At 38.9% G+C, this 16,991-nt stretch carries 23 protein-coding genes; 19 read left to right on the top strand and 4 right to left on the bottom strand.

From position 1 onward, the window contains the following. The first annotated feature begins 16 nt into the window (after window positions 1-16). The 4 genes from udk (at window position 17) to ATG70_RS11020 (ending at window position 3,848) form a co-directional block, all read left to right on the top strand. Window positions 17-655: a uridine kinase gene (gene udk, locus ATG70_RS11035; RefSeq protein WP_179886333.1), complete on the top strand. Its 639-nt coding sequence runs from the start codon at window positions 17-19 to the stop codon at window positions 653-655. A gap of 82 nt (window positions 656-737) precedes the next feature. Beyond that, on the top strand, window positions 738-1,214 hold the full coding sequence (greA, locus tag ATG70_RS11030; protein ID WP_098444351.1) for a transcription elongation factor GreA: 477 nt from the start codon (window positions 738-740) through the stop codon (window positions 1,212-1,214). Between the two features lie 145 nt (window positions 1,215-1,359). Beyond that, window positions 1,360-3,084, top strand: a complete 1,725-nt coding sequence (locus tag ATG70_RS11025) for a peptidoglycan D,D-transpeptidase FtsI family protein (RefSeq protein WP_098444350.1) — start codon at window positions 1,360-1,362, stop codon at window positions 3,082-3,084. An 83-nt stretch (window positions 3,085-3,167) separates the two neighbouring features. Further along, window positions 3,168-3,848, top strand: coding sequence for a YrrS family protein (locus ATG70_RS11020; protein ID WP_179886253.1), 681 nt, complete (start codon window positions 3,168-3,170; stop codon window positions 3,846-3,848). A 33-nt stretch (window positions 3,849-3,881) separates the two neighbouring features. Here ATG70_RS11020 and ATG70_RS11015 read toward each other — a convergent pair whose 3' ends face one another. Then, complete coding sequence (locus ATG70_RS11015; RefSeq protein WP_098444348.1) at window positions 3,882-4,088, bottom strand: YrzA family protein; 207 nt, start codon at window positions 4,086-4,088, stop codon at window positions 3,882-3,884. Between the two features lie 160 nt (window positions 4,089-4,248). Here ATG70_RS11015 and ATG70_RS11010 point away from each other — a divergent pair, with 160 nt between their 5' ends. The 6 genes from ATG70_RS11010 (at window position 4,249) to ATG70_RS10985 (ending at window position 8,493) form a co-directional block, all read left to right on the top strand. After that, window positions 4,249-4,887, top strand: coding sequence for a class I SAM-dependent DNA methyltransferase (locus ATG70_RS11010; RefSeq protein WP_098444347.1), 639 nt, complete (start codon window positions 4,249-4,251; stop codon window positions 4,885-4,887). A 19-nt stretch (window positions 4,888-4,906) separates the two neighbouring features. Further along, window positions 4,907-5,611 carry a 5'-methylthioadenosine/S-adenosylhomocysteine nucleosidase gene (mtnN, locus tag ATG70_RS11005; RefSeq protein WP_098444346.1) on the top strand — a complete coding sequence of 235 codons (705 nt, stop codon included), beginning with the start codon at window positions 4,907-4,909 and terminating at the stop codon, window positions 5,609-5,611. Further along, the gene (locus ATG70_RS11000; RefSeq protein WP_098444345.1) at window positions 5,604-6,071 is read left to right on the top strand and encodes an S-ribosylhomocysteine lyase; all 468 of its coding nucleotides are present in this window, start codon (window positions 5,604-5,606) and stop codon (window positions 6,069-6,071) included. The genes mtnN and ATG70_RS11000 overlap by 8 nt, the downstream gene beginning before the upstream one ends. A gap of 15 nt (window positions 6,072-6,086) precedes the next feature. Further along, a complete protein-coding gene (locus tag ATG70_RS10995; protein WP_098444344.1) occupies window positions 6,087-7,010 on the top strand; it encodes a PLP-dependent cysteine synthase family protein in 924 nt (307 codons plus the stop codon). A 3-nt stretch (window positions 7,011-7,013) separates the two neighbouring features. After that, window positions 7,014-8,147: a bifunctional cystathionine gamma-lyase/homocysteine desulfhydrase gene (locus ATG70_RS10990; RefSeq protein WP_098444343.1), complete on the top strand. Its 1,134-nt coding sequence runs from the start codon at window positions 7,014-7,016 to the stop codon at window positions 8,145-8,147. Between the two features lie 115 nt (window positions 8,148-8,262). Then, the gene (locus ATG70_RS10985; protein ID WP_098444342.1) at window positions 8,263-8,493 is read left to right on the top strand and encodes a YrhC family protein; all 231 of its coding nucleotides are present in this window, start codon (window positions 8,263-8,265) and stop codon (window positions 8,491-8,493) included. Between the two features lie 84 nt (window positions 8,494-8,577). On the opposite strand, the gene ATG70_RS10980 is transcribed toward ATG70_RS10985, so the two are convergent. Together ATG70_RS10980 and ATG70_RS10975 are read right to left on the bottom strand one after the other, a co-directional pair. Then, window positions 8,578-9,267 (bottom strand): OmpA/MotB family protein, encoded by a 690-nt coding sequence (locus ATG70_RS10980; protein ID WP_098444341.1) that lies wholly within the window; start codon window positions 9,265-9,267, stop codon window positions 8,578-8,580. Further along, the gene (locus ATG70_RS10975; protein ID WP_098444340.1) at window positions 9,264-10,805 is read right to left on the bottom strand and encodes a hypothetical protein; all 1,542 of its coding nucleotides are present in this window, start codon (window positions 10,803-10,805) and stop codon (window positions 9,264-9,266) included. Before ATG70_RS10975 ends, ATG70_RS10980 begins: the two co-directional genes overlap by 4 nt. A gap of 508 nt (window positions 10,806-11,313) precedes the next feature. On the opposite strand from ATG70_RS10975, the gene ATG70_RS22510 reads away from it, so the two are divergent. The 6 genes from ATG70_RS22510 to ATG70_RS10960 all read left to right on the top strand — a co-directional run bounded on the left by ATG70_RS22510 (window position 11,314) and on the right by ATG70_RS10960 (window position 13,985). After that, window positions 11,314-11,460 carry a hypothetical protein gene (locus ATG70_RS22510; protein ID WP_160918700.1) on the top strand — a complete coding sequence of 49 codons (147 nt, stop codon included), beginning with the start codon at window positions 11,314-11,316 and terminating at the stop codon, window positions 11,458-11,460. A gap of 27 nt (window positions 11,461-11,487) precedes the next feature. Beyond that, the gene (locus tag ATG70_RS22775) at window positions 11,488-11,622 is read left to right on the top strand and encodes a hypothetical protein (RefSeq protein WP_257147670.1); all 135 of its coding nucleotides are present in this window, start codon (window positions 11,488-11,490) and stop codon (window positions 11,620-11,622) included. A gap of 123 nt (window positions 11,623-11,745) precedes the next feature. Then, the gene (locus ATG70_RS22505) at window positions 11,746-11,889 is read left to right on the top strand and encodes a hypothetical protein (protein WP_179886252.1); all 144 of its coding nucleotides are present in this window, start codon (window positions 11,746-11,748) and stop codon (window positions 11,887-11,889) included. A gap of 203 nt (window positions 11,890-12,092) precedes the next feature. After that, window positions 12,093-12,905: an ammonia-dependent NAD(+) synthetase gene (nadE, locus tag ATG70_RS10970; protein ID WP_218925497.1), complete on the top strand. Its 813-nt coding sequence runs from the start codon at window positions 12,093-12,095 to the stop codon at window positions 12,903-12,905. A gap of 86 nt (window positions 12,906-12,991) precedes the next feature. Continuing rightward, window positions 12,992-13,441, top strand: a complete 450-nt coding sequence (locus ATG70_RS10965) for a hypothetical protein (RefSeq protein ID WP_098444338.1) — start codon at window positions 12,992-12,994, stop codon at window positions 13,439-13,441. A gap of 97 nt (window positions 13,442-13,538) precedes the next feature. Beyond that, entirely contained in the window at window positions 13,539-13,985 is a 447-nt protein-coding gene (locus ATG70_RS10960; protein ID WP_098444337.1) for a hypothetical protein, read from the top strand. A gap of 44 nt (window positions 13,986-14,029) precedes the next feature. Here the strand turns inward: ATG70_RS10960 and hmpA are convergent, their stop codons facing one another. Further along, window positions 14,030-15,244: an NO-inducible flavohemoprotein gene (gene hmpA, locus ATG70_RS10955; protein WP_098444336.1), complete on the bottom strand. Its 1,215-nt coding sequence runs from the start codon at window positions 15,242-15,244 to the stop codon at window positions 14,030-14,032. A gap of 197 nt (window positions 15,245-15,441) precedes the next feature. On the opposite strand from hmpA, the gene ATG70_RS10950 reads away from it, so the two are divergent. From ATG70_RS10950 to sigK, 3 genes are all read left to right on the top strand, one after another. Beyond that, entirely contained in the window at window positions 15,442-15,882 is a 441-nt protein-coding gene (locus ATG70_RS10950) for an Rrf2 family transcriptional regulator (protein WP_098445792.1), read from the top strand. Between the two features lie 54 nt (window positions 15,883-15,936). Next, window positions 15,937-16,095 carry a hypothetical protein gene (locus tag ATG70_RS22500; protein WP_179886251.1) on the top strand — a complete coding sequence of 53 codons (159 nt, stop codon included), beginning with the start codon at window positions 15,937-15,939 and terminating at the stop codon, window positions 16,093-16,095. Between the two features lie 127 nt (window positions 16,096-16,222). Continuing rightward, the gene (sigK, locus tag ATG70_RS10945; RefSeq protein ID WP_159783352.1) at window positions 16,223-16,930 is read left to right on the top strand and encodes an RNA polymerase sporulation sigma factor SigK; all 708 of its coding nucleotides are present in this window, start codon (window positions 16,223-16,225) and stop codon (window positions 16,928-16,930) included. The last annotated feature ends 61 nt before the right edge of the window (window positions 16,931-16,991 follow it).

Raw genomic sequence — 16,991 nt, 5'->3', positions numbered from 1 at the left:
TAATAGAAGGGGAAGAATTATGGTTAATAGACCCGTAGTAATTGGTGTTGCTGGAGGATCAGGCTCTGGTAAAACCACTGTAACACGAGAGATTTTTAAACAGTTTGCCGATCAGTCCGTCTTAGTTATTGAACAGGATTCTTACTACAAAGATCAGAGTGAAAAGTCAATGCCTGAACGACTTGGTACAAACTATGACCACCCACTTGCATTTGACAACGATCTGTTAATTGAACATGTTAAAGAGTTAATGTTATATAAACCGATTCAAAAACCAGTCTATGACTATACAGTTCACACAAGATCTGATAAAATTATTCCTGTCGAACCGAAAGATGTCATTATTTTGGAAGGTATCCTAATTCTTGAAGATGAACGTCTTCGTGATCTAATGGATATTAAGCTTTTTGTTGATACTGATGCTGACCTTCGCATCTTAAGAAGAATGGTTCGCGATATACGTGACAGAGGGAGAACGCTTGATTCAGTAGTTGAGCAGTATACCTCAGTGGTTCGTCCGATGCACCTTCAATTTATTGAACCGACAAAGCGTTATGCAGATATTATTGTACCTGAAGGCGGTCAAAACCGAGTTGCGATTGACCTTATGGTTACGAAAATTCATACGATACTTGAAGAAAAAGCTATGCTATAACGATTAAATGAGGTATATTTACCTCTTTTTTTCATACAGTTTATTACGATTGATGCCCTTAATTGATGAAGGAGTGAATGAAATGGCAGAGGATAAAAAGTATTATATGACGCAAGATGGTAAAGAAAAGCTTGAGAAGGAGCTTGACCTTCTAAAAACTGAGAAAAGAAAAGAAGTTGTGGAACGTATTAAAATAGCACGTAGTTTTGGAGATCTTTCTGAGAACTCTGAGTATGACGCTGCAAAAGATGAGCAAGCGTTTGTAGAAGCACGTATTCAAACAGTTGAAAATATGATTCGTAACGCTGAAATTATTGAAGAAGACAATAGCTCATCTAATGTTGTATCAATAGGTAAGCGTGTTAAATTCGTTGAAATTCCAGACGGTGATGAAGAAGAATACTTTATCGTAGGTAGTGCAGAAGCCGATCCTTTTGAAGGAAAGATTTCAAATGATTCCCCAATGGCCAAAAGTCTTCTAGGTCGTCAAATTGGAGAAAAAGTAAACGTACAAACTCCAGGCGGAGAAATCCGTGTGGAAATTTTAGAAGTAATCTAATTAAAAGACTAAAAAAAGGCAGCCATAAAGGTTGTCTTTTTCTTATGCATGAAATACTTCTCATTAAGCTCCTGTACACTGGCAAATGACCGTAGGAGGTTTGAAATAGAGAACATCCGTCGAAACTCTTACAGAGGTGAGAGAGATGATAAGGAGAAGGATGATTGGGATTGGTCTCCTCCTTGTATGTGGGATGTTTTTGTTAATCGGACGTTTGATCCAACTTCAATTAGTTGAAACGGAGTCTTACTCAAAACATCATATCAATTTAATCGAAGCAAGCATCAATCAACGTACACAGTCCTATGTGCTAGATGAAGGTAGAGGAACGATACTTGATCGAAATGGGATTCCGATGAGTGAATCAATTCCTTCTCTCGTTTTATTTCCCTTTCTTAAAGAGAGGGAATGGCCACTTGAGGAGGTAGCCCAAATTATAAATGTCACTCCTGAGAGTCTTGAACGCTCATTTGAGGGACAGTTACAACCATTTACTTTTGACAAATCGTTAACGATTGATCAAATGAAAGAGATAAATGAACAAAGTATTCCTGGGGTCTACGCCGTCCATAAGCCTGTGAATAAAAATCCATTGGCGACTCATGTTATTGGGGCTGTGAGACCTAATCCGGAATTAATTCAATCAAAATATCCAGAGAAATGGGCTGAAGGATCCATTGATGAAGAAACAAAATTAGGAATATCGGGGCTTCAGCTTGCATTTGACCCTTTTTTGTTATCTGAAGGTGATACAACGCTCCTTTATCATGCTGATCGTCAGGGGAACCCTCTTCTTGGACTTGATGTGAAGTATTTCTCTAGTACGGATTCATTTTATCCTCTCCAAGTGAAGACCACTTTAGATACAAAAATTCAGAAGAATTTAGAGGAGGCGATCGATGACTCAGGTATTACGAATGGTGGTGCGGTTCTCATAGATATCGACTCTAATAACGTAATCGGCATGGTTAGTCGTCCATTATTCGGTTCAGAAGACCCCTTAGGGAAAGGGGCTATGAATCAAATGGTGAAAGGGTACTTCCCAGGGTCTGTATTTAAAACAATTATTCTTGCAGCAGCATATGAAAATGAGGTTAAAGATACACGTCTTTTTGACTGCGATCAAAATTTGTACCGTGATGGCATTGGTAATCGTACGCTAGGGATGCTTAGCCTTAAAGATAGTTTTGCCCAAAGCTGTAATGCGACCTTCACACAACTTGCTGAAGAGCTTATTAAGACTGATCCAGATGTCATTGAGAAAACCGCAGAGAAACTTGGAGTAGGAACAACGGTTGGATGGGAAGATAAGCTTTATCATTATGAAAATTTTAAGCAGTTTCCTGACGAGTCTAGCCCGATCTTTTTTAAAGATGAAAAAGATAAGAGGATACGTAAAGCAATCGACCAAACAGCCATTGGTCAATTAAATGTGAAATTAAGTCCCCTAGCAATTGGTAATATGATGGCGACAATTGGGAGGGGTGGGGAAGCGAAAGATGTGAAAGTCGTTAGTGATGTTCTATATCGAAATGGAACGACTTTTCTTAGCTTCAAAGAAATAAGCCATGATGAAAACCTTTCGAAAAATGTAATCAAGTCTCTTCAAAAATCATTGCGAGAAGTGGTAGTAAGTGGCACGGGGAATGCTTATTTAAACGATCTACCGATACAAGTAGCAGGAAAGTCAGGTACCGCAGAGCTTGGCGAAGACGTCTCCTTTGATCATCAATGGTTTGCAGGTTATTTTCCTTATGATTCTCCACAATATGCTTTAGTGGTTGTGGATTTTGAACGAAAAGAAAAGCAATATCGAGCTTATGAAGCATTTGCAACCATCGTTAAGGATTTATACCAAAATGAGAGATAAAAACGATACAAAAGTCAAGCCTTCTACGAATCATTTAGAGATGGTAAAATAAGAACAACAGCTAAATAGAGGAGTGGATGGGTTTGAGATCACGATATGGGGACCGTCATTCAAAGAGAAAACAAAATATCGTATTAAACAGTTTAATTGGAATTGTTCTCGCAGTGATACTTGTACTTGTTGCCAATATAGTCTTTTCTGGTGATGACTCTCAGCAAACCGCAAGTGAAGAACAGAAAACCGCACAAACAAATTCGGATGAAAAATCGAATAGTAGCAGTGACGATGCCGTTACTTCTGATGAGGCTGAAGATTCAGAGGCTAGTGATTCAGAGTCGGATAGCGCCACTGATAAAGATAGTACGAAAGAAGAAAGTGCTAACGAAGAGAAAGATCAAGATGATGAAGACAAAGAAGGTCAAGATCAAGAAGATCAAGAAAAAGAAGAAGAAGCAGACCAGAAGCCGGGTGAACCAAACCTTGAAGGACCTTGGGAGCCTGTAGGAACATCGCAAACAGGTCCACATAGATCGAGTTATGAGCTTGGTTCCACTGATTGGAATGAAAAGTTAAAAGCTGTTGAATCTGTTATGGGAATTTCTGCAGATGAAATGACGATCTGGAAAATAGGGGGCAATGGCGGACCTCAACAGTCATATGCGCGTGTAAGTAAAGCAGGATCATCAGGAAACCAGGTTTACTCCATCGAACTTGAGTGGATTGATGGAAAAGGTTGGAAACCAGTTAGTGTTAAACCAGAATAGCAACAAAAAGCAGGAGCGAATGCTCCTGCTTTTTTATTTGGCTTTAAAATGAACGACAGCAGAATAGTAAGGTCTGCCTGTTTTCTCATGGGTGATGGCGTGATGCTGAACAGAATGAACCTGAAGCAGCAGGGCCCTGTTGTTATCGATCTGAACTTGTATTTTTTTCTCGATCTCTTCTAGTGAAAATCCTTCGAAAAATTCTACTTTATCGTCTATCCGTTCGAGCGAAAAACTCATTTGTTGCTCCTCCTTAAAATGCGACCATCTATCAGTCTACACATTTTTTTTAAATCATACAAATTGATATTCAAAAAAGAATATGATAAGTTAGAACCATAATGCATATTATTCATACCTTAATAGTATGAATTAAATTTCGGAAAGCGATGTGACAGTAATGGGAAGAGAGTTTATTGATTTATTTGAGCGTTGGGCAGACTCTTACGATACAACAGTGTCTGGACAGGATGAAGAGTATCGGGACGTTTTTAAAGGCTACGATGGAATCTTATCTTCAGTCGCTCAAGCTTCCTCAGGACACGTTTTAGAATTTGGTGTTGGAACAGGGAATCTAACTTCTATTTTACTCAATAAAGGACTGGAAGTAACTGGGGTAGAACCGTCAAAAGCGATGAGAGAAAAGGCAAGTGAAAGGTTACCAGATGTCACGTTTTATGATGGGGACTTTATGGTTTTCCCAACTCCGACCAAACCTGTACAAACAATCGTGAGTACCTATGCATTTCACCACCTCACTGATGAAGAAAAAAAGACCGCTATTCACAAATATAGCCAACTACTGGGGCAAAATGATAAAATTGTATTTGCGGATACAGCATTCAAAGATGAGAATGCTAGAATAAAGATGCATGAGAAAGTGAAAGCAAAGGGATATTACAATTTGCTACAGGACTTGCAAACGGAATATTATACAACCATTCCAGTATTAGAGGAACTTTTCCAACAACATGGATTTCGAGTTGTGTTTACTCAGCTAAATGATTTTGTTTGGCTGATGGAAGCCGTTAAAAATTGAACAGGTAAAGGAGTACATCATGAAGATCGGTATTATTGGAGCAATGGAAGAAGAAGTAAGAATTTTACGTGACCGTCTTGATCACAGAGAAGAACAGGTGATTGCAGGATCTGAGTTCACTACAGGAAGCATTGATGGCCAGGAGGTCGTTCTCTTAAAATCAGGCATTGGTAAGGTGAATGCGGCTATCGGTACGACATTAATGAATCAACTATTTAAACCAGATTATATTCTAAATACAGGTTCTGCAGGTGGATTTAATCCTGAACTAAAAGTAGGCGACATCGTGATTTCTTCCGAAGTTCGCTACCATGATGTGGATGCTACCATTTTCGGTTACGAATATGGCCAGGTTCCTCAAATGCCGGCGCTTTATGAACCAAATAGCATGCTTGTTGAAGCGGCTGAAAGAAGCGCAGAGAAAGTAACGGAGCACCAGGTAGTGAAAGGGATGATCGCAACAGGCGATTCATTTATGAATGACGCAGATAGAGTGGAATACGTTAGATCAAAACTATCCAATCTCGACGCTGCAGAGATGGAAGCTGGAGCGATTGCACAAGTTTGCTATCAATTTGGTACACCTTTTGTCATTATCCGCTCGCTTTCTGATATTGCTGGGAAAGAATCAAATATTTCTTTCGATCAATTTCTAGAAACAGCTTCAATTAATTCAGCAAACTTAATTTTAAATCTAGTGGAGGAGTTGAAGAAGAATGGCTAAAAAAATGAATGTAGAAAGTTTCAATCTTGATCATACAAAAGTAGCAGCCCCATATGTTCGTCTTGTAGGTGTAACAAAAGGGCCAAACGGTGATGAAATTTACAAATACGATATTCGATTTAAGCAACCAAATAAAGAACATATGGAAATGGCAGGGCTCCATTCCATTGAACACTTAATGGCTGAAAATATTCGTAACCATATGGATAATGTTGTTGATATTGGGCCAATGGGTTGTCAAACAGGATTTTATCTAGCGGTTCTGAATCACTCTAATTATGATGAGATCTTAGAAGTTCTCGAGAAAACATTACAGGATGTGCTTAATGCTGATGAAGTACCAGCATGCAATGAAGTTCAGTGTGGATGGGCTGCTAACCACAGCTTAGAAGGAGCTAAAGAAATTGCAGACGAAATGCTGACACACCGTGACGAATGGCATATTGTGTTTGCTGAATAGAAAGGGTTTCACACTATGGAAATCTTTCATAACATTCATGAGCTCGTCGGCCGAACTCCGGTCATCGAGCTTCATCATTTTGATATACCGAAGGGCGTTCGCCTTTTCGCTAAGCTTGAGTTCTATAATCCTGGAGGTAGTATTAAAGATCGACTCGGACAGGAGTTACTTCAGGAAGCCATTGAGCAAAATCGAATAGCTCCGGGTGGAACATTTATCGAACCTACTGCAGGAAATACAGGCATTGGCCTCGCTCTTGCAGCTGTCAATCGTGGGTATACTGTCATGTTTGTGGTCCCTGAGAAGTTTAGCATAGAGAAACAAGATTTAATGCGAGCACTAGGTGCCAAAATCGTGAATACCCCTACTGAACAAGGAATGAAGGGTGCAATTGCCCGAGCTGAGGAACTTATTAAGGAAATTCCCAATTCATATATGCCTCGTCAGTTCGGAAACCCAGCTAACCCTCTCACTTATTATAAAACGCTCGGCCCAGAACTGTGGAGGCAGCTTGACGGGGAGCTTAACGTTTTCGTAGCTGGTGCAGGAACGGGTGGAACGTTCATGGGGACAGCTCGCTATTTAAAGGAGCAGAATCCGAATGTGAAAACGGTCATTGTTGAACCTGAAGGATCTATTTTAAACGGTGGAGAGTCTGGGCCTCATAAAACAGAGGGAATCGGTATGGAATTTTTACCAGATTACATGGATGACGCTTACTTTGACAGTATTCACACTGTGACAGATGACGTTGCTTTCAAACGTGTAAGAGAGCTTGCTGAAAAAGAAGGTCTTTTAGTAGGTAGTTCTTCAGGAGCGGCCCTTGAAGCTGCTCTTATTGAAGCACAGCAAGCCCGTCCAGGAACGAATATTGCTACGATCTTTCCAGATAGTAGTGAACGATACTTAAGTAAGAAGATTTATGAGGGAGGCATTTAAGCAATGAAGCCAAAAACAAAACTCATTCATGGTGGGATTACTGGTGATCCGCAAACGGGTGCGGTCTCAGTACCAATCTACCAGGTTAGTACGTATAAACAAGAAGCAGTTGGCAAGTTCAACGGCTATGAATATTCGAGGACAGGAAACCCAACTCGTCACGCTCTTGAAGAGTTAATTAAAGACCTTGAAAATGGTTTCGCAGGTTTCGCATTTGGGTCTGGAATGGCAGCCATTTCCTCTGTAATGATGATGTTCGATTCTGGAGATCATGTGGTCATGACAGATGACGTATACGGAGGAACGTATCGTGTAATGACAAAGGTGTTAAATCGTCTCGGCATTGAATCCACATTTGTTAATACAACTGATTTAGACGTAGTAAAAGAAGCGATAAAAGGTAATACAAAAGCCATTTTTGTTGAAACCCCAACGAATCCGTTATTGAAGGTTACAGATATCCAAGCTATTTCGAAACTTGCTAAAGACCATAATCTTTTAACAATCGTTGATAATACCTTTAATACACCATATTGGCAAAACCCAATTGATCATGGGGCCGATATCGTTGTGCATTCAGCTACCAAATATTTAGGTGGACATAGTGACGTTGTGGCAGGACTTGTTGTCGTTAATTCTAAAGAGCTTGCGGAAGAAGTTCATTTTGTTCAAAATTCTGCCGGGGCTATTCTTGGACCACAAGATTCGTGGTTGCTTATTAGAGGGTTGAAAACGCTGGGTGTACGAATGGAAGAACATGAAAAAAACACAGGTAAAATCGTCCAATTCCTTAGTAAGCATCCTTCCGTGGAAAAAATCTACTATCCAGGGTTAAGTACACATCCTGGTAATGATATTGCTGTAAATCAATCCCGTGGATTCGGTGGGATGATTTCCTTTGATATTGGAAGTGCAGAGAAGGCAGATGAGCTATTAAGTAAAGTGAAATATTTCACTTTAGCTGAAAGCTTAGGAGCAGTAGAAAGCTTAATTTCCGTTCCTGCACGAATGACGCATGCTTCTATTCCAAAAGATCGACGAGCAGAGCTCGGCATTACCGAAGGGCTTGTTCGTATTTCTGTTGGACTTGAAGATGCAGAGGATCTGATTGAAGACCTTTCAAATGCATTAGGATAAAGTAGAAAGCCCTTATCCGATTCACCGGGTAAGGGCTTATAGACGACTGGAAAGAGTTACATCTCTAGTACCTTGGTTTTTTATGATAGAATAAAAGCCGAGAGAGGTGAGCACTATGAAGCAACTTCAAGACAAAATGACAGACTATAAGCGATTTGCGTTTGTATTGCTTAGTCTTAGTGTTTTCTTATATATTGGTTCTTTTCTCCCGGTTCAAGGAAAGACGGATGGCGCTGCCCTTATACTGACTGGTGGAGGATTTTTACTAGTTGGGATTGCGATTTTCTTTTATTCTCGCGCTATCGCCATACAGAAAAAAATAAATGAGCAAAACATGAATTCTTAACTAATAGATGAAATACAACAATGTAAAGCCGATTCCTTAAATAATAGGAAGCGGCTTTTATTATTCTTTGATGCGTAATTGAGCTTAATAAGTCATAATTTCTTTCAGCCGCCCCTGCCATTTCTCATCATCAAGAATAATTTGGAATGAGATACGTCTGTTTTTCTCGTATGCTTCATTCGTGTCTTCTTCGACAACCGGTTTGTATTCTGAGTAACCTGTTGCGGCTAAATATTTTGCGTACTCAGGTGAATTAAGCTTTGGGTTCGCCTTCATTAGTTCTTTAACGACAGCTACAGAACGATCAGCTGAAAGTTTCCAGTTATCATAAGGGACTTTGTCAGTGTGTCCTTCAATTAAAATGATGTAGAGATATTGACTAATGTCTTCCTCGTCAATTAAATTTGCAAAAACATCTGCTAAATCGTTTAATACTCGTTTTCCTTCCTCACTAATTTCAGCACTTCCCGTGTCAAATAAAATATCCCCCTCAACTGAAATCGTATTGTTTGGCCCACGCACAATCTTGTCTTTTCCAACATTTTCTTCTAACTGTTCTTCAATTAAATCACTAATATGCTTTTTTACATCCGCTACTTTTGCTAGTTCTTGTTTCATAACGGTTTGATCATAAGCGTCATAAATCATTTGAACGAAGGCAATAATTGCAATAAAAAGCATGACGAGAACGATCATTGCCATCATATCTGCAAAACTAGGCCAATAGTGTTCCTCATCACCCTGGATTTGAAAGCGTCTTTTTCGATTTTTCATCGATTGTCACCAATTATTCTAGATTGAACATGCTGCTGGGCCATTGATTGACGACGCATTTGCTCTTCATAGAGGCGTAGCTGTAGCTGGTGTGATTCTGCTAGCTGATGTTGAATATCTTTAAGCTCGCGAGCCAGCCCCTGGTAAAGAGAATCAATGCTGTTTGAAAGGGCTCTCATTTCATGCTGAAGAGGCTGATCACGCTGATCGCGTTCCATTCGATGGATAATCGGTTCGAGTGCTTCCCGTTTAATTTTATCAAGAGAGCTATACCACGCTTTTTCAAGTTGGGATACTGATTCAGCAAATTCTTGAGATGCTCTCCCATATTGATTCTGTTTATCCTGGTAGCGGTAATACCATTCGTCCTGCATTTGATGAACACGCCGCTCAAGCTCCTCTTGTGAGCCCTGGAAACGCTGCATTTGTTCATCCAGTCCTCTCAAATAATGCTGCCCTGTCTCCTCTGATTTCTTCTGGGTATCTTTGATTAATTGATCAGAACGTTGAACGAGCTGCTCGAATTTACGCTGTCCTGCTTCATGATGCTTTGATAAAGACTGAAGCTGACTCTCAAGATTTTTTAATCGATTGCCAAGTTCGATAATACCGTTCGTAGCTTTTTCTTGAACCCCGTCTAGTTGTGTAAAGGACTCTTGAAGCTTCACACCGAATGCTTCTAATGTCGTTGTGCTATTTGAAAACTGTTCCGTATATTCACGCTGCGCTGACAATGTTGCTTTAACGTCTTGCATCGCCTGTTCAAGCCCAGATGTAAAGTTAACCATGTTCGTTGAGAAATCTCCAAGCGTTTCATGAAAGCTTTCTTGAATTCGTCCCGCTAGGCGGTCCAAAATTCGCTCCATTTCATCATGAGGTTTTTCCTGAGTTAAGCTTGCATTCAAATTATGATCAAGAAACGACTCGCAATCGGATATGATTTTCTCTAAATAATAGGCTGTCGTCCGTCCATTCGTTAATACACCATTTTGGATTAGCGTTAAAAAAAGAGCATTTCCAATGCCGGCTATACTCGTAATAAAAGCAACGCTCATACCTTGAAATGGACTAGAAATCGCTTCAATAACAGAAGCTAGATTTAAATTGGCATCTTCTGGCTTTTGTGATAGAAACATAAGCGTTTCTTGCATGGAAGAAATGGCAAGCGTTAACCCAATAAATGTTCCTAATATCCCGATGATAATAGAGGTCGGTGGGAGCTGCTGCATAAATCGCATCATGCCTCCAGCAGGAACACGAGCAAAACCAAACAGAGGAACCGATTCTTTAAAAAAATGTTTTTCAATAAGCGCTTGCGTATTGACTTGAGAAACGCCTGCTAAATGGTAGGATTTATACTCCTTAATCACGTTTTGAATCCATGGTGCTGTATAAGCCGTTGCATCATTTTGAACTTCTGCATTTTCAATATCTCTCAGCCATTTCTTCATTTGAATACTAATTTGAATCGTAGCTGTTACTCCAAACACAGCAAGGAACCCAATGATAAAGAGGACGATTGTTGTCACGTTCAGCATATGTTCACCTCCGCTTTATACATATGTATGTCCTCTTTAACAGAACTTTCATGCTTTCTGCAGAGGTAATGAGGTTAAAGTAAATTCCGACGATGATTGTCGAAAATATTCTTTTTAATAAAATATTTAGGTAATTTAGTAAAAATGGTTTACAAAAATGGAAGTGATGGATATACTTACCTTTGTAAACAATTATGAAAAAAGGAGGTCGAACAGAATGATGAAGATGATGAAAGTAAAAGCTACTGTAACTCAATATGAACGATCTGTTCGACCAGCGCCTCTTTAAGGGGAATCCTTTTTTACTAACGGATTGAAAAGCCGCAGGTCGACGCCTGCGGTATTTCTATGCTTTTTTAGCCGCAGGCTCATGCCCTGCGGCTTTTTGTGTCCAAATTTTGAGAGGAGGAATTAAATTGGTTATTAAAGGAAACGTGATGTTTAATGTGCAAGAGAAAAGGAGAAAATGGGTCCCCTGAAATAACTGAACCGAAAGGAGGTCGTTAACATGTTGCCATTCCATCTAATGATCATAACAAAAATGAAAAGCGTTTTTGACCGAAGTCTCTCATCTGAGCTTCATCAGCGCTCCATTCACGAACGCATGTCAGAAGCTGAATCTAAACGAGATCGAGCTTCAATGTGGTTGTCCTAATTCAATACAAAATAAGGAGAAATGATCATGTTAACGATAAATTTAGTATTTGTAACAATTGGTATTCGCGTTCATGAGCGAACGTTGGAGGAAGAAAAAAATGATATGCGAGTAAAAAGCGAAATGAATCAGGTCCACGAAAAACAGTTCAGGATGTTCTAACATTATGTAATGAAAGGAAGAGTAAAATGAGGATCGCCTTAAAAAAATGCGCTATTCAAAAATGGATCACTGTAGAGAAAGGGTTAACCTGAAACGAATAAACGAAGAAGGGAGTGGAGCGGAATGACTTTAAACTTAGTATTTGTCACAATTACTGTCACGATCAATCGTTATCGGCAAACGCTTGATCAAGAGTTAAACGATAAAAGAAGACGGGAAATAATTGATGCCAATCAATACAAGCAAAGCTTCTATATCCATCATTAATAAATAAAGGCAGGTGTAATCCTGCCTTTTTATTTTGAATATTCTTTTCAGAACTGAATCAAATCTATTCTTTCGATTTACAATAGAAGAGTACATATGGGGAAACAGTTTTTAAAAGAATAGGAAGGGGTATTGATTACTAGCGCTTAATGTATAAAAATATAAGATGTGTTCTTAAAAAGGAGTGATTGAGAATGAGAGAAATGCAAAAAGAAATCATTCAAGAACTTGGTGTGCAGCCAACAATTGATGTAAAAGAAGAAGTGACGAAGCGAGTAGGGTTTTTAAAGGAATATTTAAAGAAAAGCGGAACAACAGGGTTCGTCCTGGGGATTTCAGGTGGACAGGATTCATCACTTGCAGGAAAATTTGCTCAGATGGCTGTTGAAGAACTACGGGAAGAAGGAATCGATGCTTCCTTTATTGCCGTCAGATTGCCATACGGTGAACAGAAAGACGAAGATGACGCCCAGGCTGCTTTAAAATTTATTAAACCGGATCAAACGGTTACCATCAACGTAAAGCCTGCTGTTGATGCATCCGTTTCAAGTTATCTAGAAGCTACGGGTAATAACTTAACTGACTTTACAAAAGGCAATAATAAAGCAAGAGAACGCATGATTGCGCAATACAATATTGCAGGAGACGAGAAAAAGCTTGTCATTGGAACGGACCATGCTGCAGAAGCTGTGACAGGCTTTTATACCAAACATGGGGATGGGGCATGCGACATTACTCCACTTTTCGGTTTAAATAAGCGACAGGGTAGATCTATTCTGGAAGACATTGGGATGCCAGATCATCTTGTAGAAAAAGTGCCAACAGCTGATCTTGAAGATGATCGCCCTTCTCTTCCAGATGAAGAAGCACTTGGAGTAAGCTATAATCATATTGATGATTATCTTGAAGGAAGAGAAGTACCTGAAGAAGCAGCCAAAACGATTGAAAATCATTTTAGCAAAACAAAGCATAAGCGAAATATGGCAGCGACCATTTTCGATAATTGGTGGAAATAAGATTAGAAAGGGACCTGAATAAGGTCTCTTTTTTTTGCGTATGAATAGATGAAACGTTCGATTTACATCACAAAGGAGTTTCGCATATGAAAGACTATTCTGGTGTACTTCATTCAATCGTACGCAGGCTACAGAAACAGGCTAGCATGAATGTACCAATTCAACTAACAGACTATTTTCCTGGTGAACGATTAATTGGGGGAAAGTATTCGTTAGAAACGAATATGATCACGATTTATATGGAAGAGGTAAGGAAACAATGTATTCTTCTATTCGGTTCTGATGACCATTTGAATGACTATTTTACCGTGATAGTGGCACACGAACTTGGTCACGCCGCTGACAGAAGCCTTGTCCTGTTAGCGAAAGAGAGGTCAAGTACACGATGTGTAAACAAGAAGAGGCAGTTGTCGATCATCATAGAAGACAATGCCTGGAAATTTGCAATGAAACTGATACCAGAGTTGTCTCATATTCTTGTTACTGTGAGGAATCAATCAATGGATCTTTACGGGGAGAGAGAAATTATTCAGTAGAAAAGACTTTTTAGAAAGGATATACAAAATCGTTCCACCTTGTTACTATAGTTAAAAAACTATGATTTTAGCCATCTCATGTAAAGGTGTGACGATCATGAAGGTAATCAAAACGTATTATCCGAAAGTGAGAGCGATTGAACTGTTCATGTTTCTCGTCTACGGCATTGTCGTTTGCTTTGGTACCTTCTTATTGTGGGTTAAAGGTGATTTATCATTCGAACGCTGGCGAAACTTCATGCTGATCGGCTTAATTTATGTGTCGTTTTGTATCTTCCTTAGCTTTTGTATTCGAACACAGCGAATTGAATTAACTGAGTATCGTATTGAACATAAACTACTTGGATTGAGTTGTCGAAGTGTTGCTTTTTCTTCTGTGAAAAAAGTAATGTTTGGCAAAGTTAATGGCTCGCCCGTCGTTGCCATTATTAATGGGAACATGGAAAAACCAATCTTTGTGCCTTATCTTCCATTCGAAAAAGATTGGGAAGAGATTAGTTCATTTATTAAAGAGAGGAATCAAAAAGTTATTATTTCTATGTAAAGAAGCGCCATCAAGGCGCTTCTTTATTCTTTAAATAGGCTTACTTATGACATAGCGGGTTCAAGCGCAACAGCAGGGCCAAAAAATTCAAAATGCATATTCTTTTCTTCTACACCGAGGTTTGTTAACGCAACTTTAATAGCTTTCATAAATGGAAGAGGTCCGCAGAAATAATACTGAGTCTCTGCGTCAAGAGACAATATTTCTTTTAACCAGTCGCTTGTGATAAAGCCTTCTTTATTATAGCTCTTTTTATCAGCATCGTTTTCTGTCGGCGCTTCGTAACAGACGAAATAATCTAGAGAAGGGTGTTCAAGAGAGAGAACTTCACGGTGAAAAGCATGAACATTTCCGTTAAGTGCTGCATGAATAAATGTTGTTTTTCTATGTTGAAGCGCACTGCTCTTTAGCATGCTAAGCATAGGAGTAATCCCTACACCACCACTCAAGAGGACAATTGGAGCTGTTGACTTTTGTAAATAAAAATCTCCTGCTGGAGCAGTAACGGTAAGCTGATCGTTTACTCCGACATGATCATGTAAATAATTAGAAACAATACCATCAGGCTTTGCGGGGTTGGCTTCTTTTTTGACAGAGATTCTATAATAAGGTTTTCCAGGTACGTCCGAGAGACTGTATTGACGAATATGAGTATATTGATCATCTGGAATCGATACTTTTACACTAATATATTGTCCAGATTTGAACGATGCAATTGGTTTTCCGTCAAGTGGCTTTAAGTAAAACGATGTGATAACGTCACTTTCCTGTTCCTTACGATCAACAACAAAAATACGCTCCTGTTCCCAACCACCAGGCTGTTTTGCAGCATCTTGGTACATTTCTTCTTCTACTTCAATAAAAACATCAGCAATCACCCCGTATGCCTCTTCCCATGCTTGAAGAATTTCTTCTGTAGCATCATCTTTTAAAACATCTTTAATGGCTTTTAATAAATATTCTCCTACGATTGGATAATGCTCTGGTTGAACCCCTAGGCTTCTATGCTTATGAGCAACCTGTTTTACAACGGGTAGAATGGCTTCTAATTGATCAATGTTTTTTGCTGCAGCATAAACTGCGTTCGCGAGAGCTTGCTGCTGCTTGCCTTGTTTTTGATTAGCATGATTAAAAATATTTAACAGTTCAGGATGGTTCGTGAAGAGCATGTTATAAAAGCGTTTCGTAATGTCAGTTCCGTGAATTTCTAGAACAGGTACAGTCGATTTAATCGTTGCTATTGTTTTGGGTGATAACATAAAAAAACCTCCAGTTGAGTTAAAGATGTATTTTGAATATATCTTTATGGTAGCGGTTATTCCTCCTAAAAGCAATATCCAAAATGAATCTTTAAAAGAATGTTCACATCTTATCTAGAGCATTACATAACGTTAAGTTTTTAATGATATGATAAAATAGACCTATGAACATAGGAGTGAAAAGAGGTTGAATGACCATGCGATTAACAAATTATACCGATTACTCTTTAAGAATGCTAATTTATCTTGGGAGTATGAAAAAAAATAACTTAGCAAGCATACAAGAAATTGCAGATGCTTATCAAATCTCGAAAAATCATCTTATGAAAGTCGCACATGAACTTGGAAAAAAAGGATATATCGAGACAATAAGAGGGAGGAATGGAGGGTTAAGATTGGCCCAACTCCCTAAGGAAATTAACGTTGGAGAAGTTGTCAGAAGTACCGAAGAGGATTTTAATTTAGTGGAGTGCTTTGATAAAGAAAACAATTCATGTGTAATCAGTCCTGCATGTCGTTTAAAGCACGTTCTTCATTCTGCTCTGACAGCATATTTTGAAGTTTTAGATCAATATCAATTGGCTGATCTTATCGTAAATGATGAGATGCTTAGACAATTATTTGAGACGAATCGATAAGGTAGCAATCATTGTTTAGATGAATACACTGTCATATGAGGAGTGTGGCAGTGTATGGAATGGTTTGAACTAACGGGTGTTGGAGGAATTGTTGCGATTCTTGCAGTAATACGTATGAAATATGGTCGGTATTCAGCTCATCATCGTTATTTAAGGGAAGAGTTTATGTCTGAGAAATGGATAAAAGAAAAGAAGAGAAATCATGATGAGTGATGAGACGTTTGCTTTCTGAGGGGCGTCTTATTTTTTTGATCTAAAATTCCAGAAGGACAGACACGTGGGGGTAGGCAATTACATAAGCTTAAGATATAGTAACAGCCCATCAATGGGAGGTGAGTATGTGTCCTTACTGGCAGCACTTGCTTACGTTTGTAAGGAAGTTCTTTTCTTTGTCTCATTTGTGAAAAACAATGCCTTCCCCCAGCCTCTTTCTAGAAAAGATGAAAGAAAGTATTTAGAATTAATGGCTGAAGGAGATGAAGATGCAAGAAATCGGCTCATCGAACACAACCTCCGTCTCGTGGCCCATATTGTGAAAAAGTTTGAAAATACTGGCGAAGATCCTGAAGATCTTATCTCGATCGGTACAATTGGTTTAATCAAAGCAATTGAAAGTTATTCAACAGATAAAGGCACAAAGCTAGCAACCTATGCAGCAAGGTGTATTGAAAACGAAATTCTCATGCACTTACGGGCTTTGAAAAAGACAAAAAAAGATGTGTCTCTACATGATCCAATCGGTCAGGATAAGGAAGGCAATGAGATTTCACTTATTGACGTTTTAAAAGCAGAAACGGAAGATATTGTAGAGTTAATTCAACTTAATATGGAGAAAAAGAAGATCTATGAATACATTCATATTCTAGATGATCGTGAAAAGGAAGTCATTGTGGGACGGTTTGGTTTAAACCTTGAAAAAGAATTGACACAGCGGGAAATTGCGAGGCAGCTTGGTATTTCTCGAAGTTATGTTTCTAGAATTGAAAAAAGAGCACTAATGAAATTGTTTCATGAGTTTTATCGAAATCGAAAAGAAAGTGGTGCGTAACCCTGCTAAAAAGCGGGGTTTTTTAATTTACTCAGCCTAACTTCCAAATGGAAAAAAGAGC

Origin of the sequence: Bacillus sp. es.036 (genome assembly GCF_002563635.1) — a bacterium.
GTDB lineage: Bacteria > Bacillota > Bacilli > Bacillales > Guptibacillaceae > Guptibacillus.
Note: the sequence above shows the minus strand (reverse complement) of the source record. Positions and strands in the feature narration are given on the sequence as shown.

Bases quoted from the DNA above. Each gene is read 5' to 3' on its own strand.
- greA (WP_098444351.1), top strand. From the start codon at position 738: ATGGCAGAGGATAAAAAGTATTATATGACGCAAGATGGTAAAGAAAAG.
- ATG70_RS11025 (WP_098444350.1), top strand. From the start codon at position 1,360: ATGATAAGGAGAAGGATGATTGGGATTGGTCTCCTCCTTGTATGTGGG.
- ATG70_RS11015 (WP_098444348.1), bottom strand. From the start codon at position 4,088: ATGAGTTTTTCGCTCGAACGGATAGACGATAAAGTAGAATTTTTCGAA.
- ATG70_RS11010 (WP_098444347.1), top strand. From the start codon at position 4,249: ATGGGAAGAGAGTTTATTGATTTATTTGAGCGTTGGGCAGACTCTTAC.
- mtnN (WP_098444346.1), top strand. From the start codon at position 4,907: ATGAAGATCGGTATTATTGGAGCAATGGAAGAAGAAGTAAGAATTTTA.
- ATG70_RS11000 (WP_098444345.1), top strand. From the start codon at position 5,604: ATGGCTAAAAAAATGAATGTAGAAAGTTTCAATCTTGATCATACAAAA.
- ATG70_RS10995 (WP_098444344.1), top strand. From the start codon at position 6,087: ATGGAAATCTTTCATAACATTCATGAGCTCGTCGGCCGAACTCCGGTC.
- ATG70_RS10990 (WP_098444343.1), top strand. From the start codon at position 7,014: ATGAAGCCAAAAACAAAACTCATTCATGGTGGGATTACTGGTGATCCG.
- ATG70_RS10985 (WP_098444342.1), top strand. From the start codon at position 8,263: ATGAAGCAACTTCAAGACAAAATGACAGACTATAAGCGATTTGCGTTT.
- ATG70_RS10980 (WP_098444341.1), bottom strand. From the start codon at position 9,267: ATGAAAAATCGAAAAAGACGCTTTCAAATCCAGGGTGATGAGGAACAC.
- ATG70_RS10975 (WP_098444340.1), bottom strand. From the start codon at position 10,805: ATGCTGAACGTGACAACAATCGTCCTCTTTATCATTGGGTTCCTTGCT.
- ATG70_RS22510 (WP_160918700.1), top strand. From the start codon at position 11,314: ATGTTGCCATTCCATCTAATGATCATAACAAAAATGAAAAGCGTTTTT.
- ATG70_RS22775 (WP_257147670.1), top strand. From the start codon at position 11,488: ATGTTAACGATAAATTTAGTATTTGTAACAATTGGTATTCGCGTTCAT.
- ATG70_RS22505 (WP_179886252.1), top strand. From the start codon at position 11,746: ATGACTTTAAACTTAGTATTTGTCACAATTACTGTCACGATCAATCGT.
- nadE (WP_218925497.1), top strand. From the start codon at position 12,093: ATGCAAAAAGAAATCATTCAAGAACTTGGTGTGCAGCCAACAATTGAT.
- ATG70_RS10965 (WP_098444338.1), top strand. From the start codon at position 12,992: ATGAAAGACTATTCTGGTGTACTTCATTCAATCGTACGCAGGCTACAG.
- ATG70_RS10960 (WP_098444337.1), top strand. From the start codon at position 13,539: ATGAAGGTAATCAAAACGTATTATCCGAAAGTGAGAGCGATTGAACTG.
- hmpA (WP_098444336.1), bottom strand. From the start codon at position 15,244: ATGTTATCACCCAAAACAATAGCAACGATTAAATCGACTGTACCTGTT.
- ATG70_RS10950 (WP_098445792.1), top strand. From the start codon at position 15,442: ATGCGATTAACAAATTATACCGATTACTCTTTAAGAATGCTAATTTAT.
- ATG70_RS22500 (WP_179886251.1), top strand. From the start codon at position 15,937: ATGGAATGGTTTGAACTAACGGGTGTTGGAGGAATTGTTGCGATTCTT.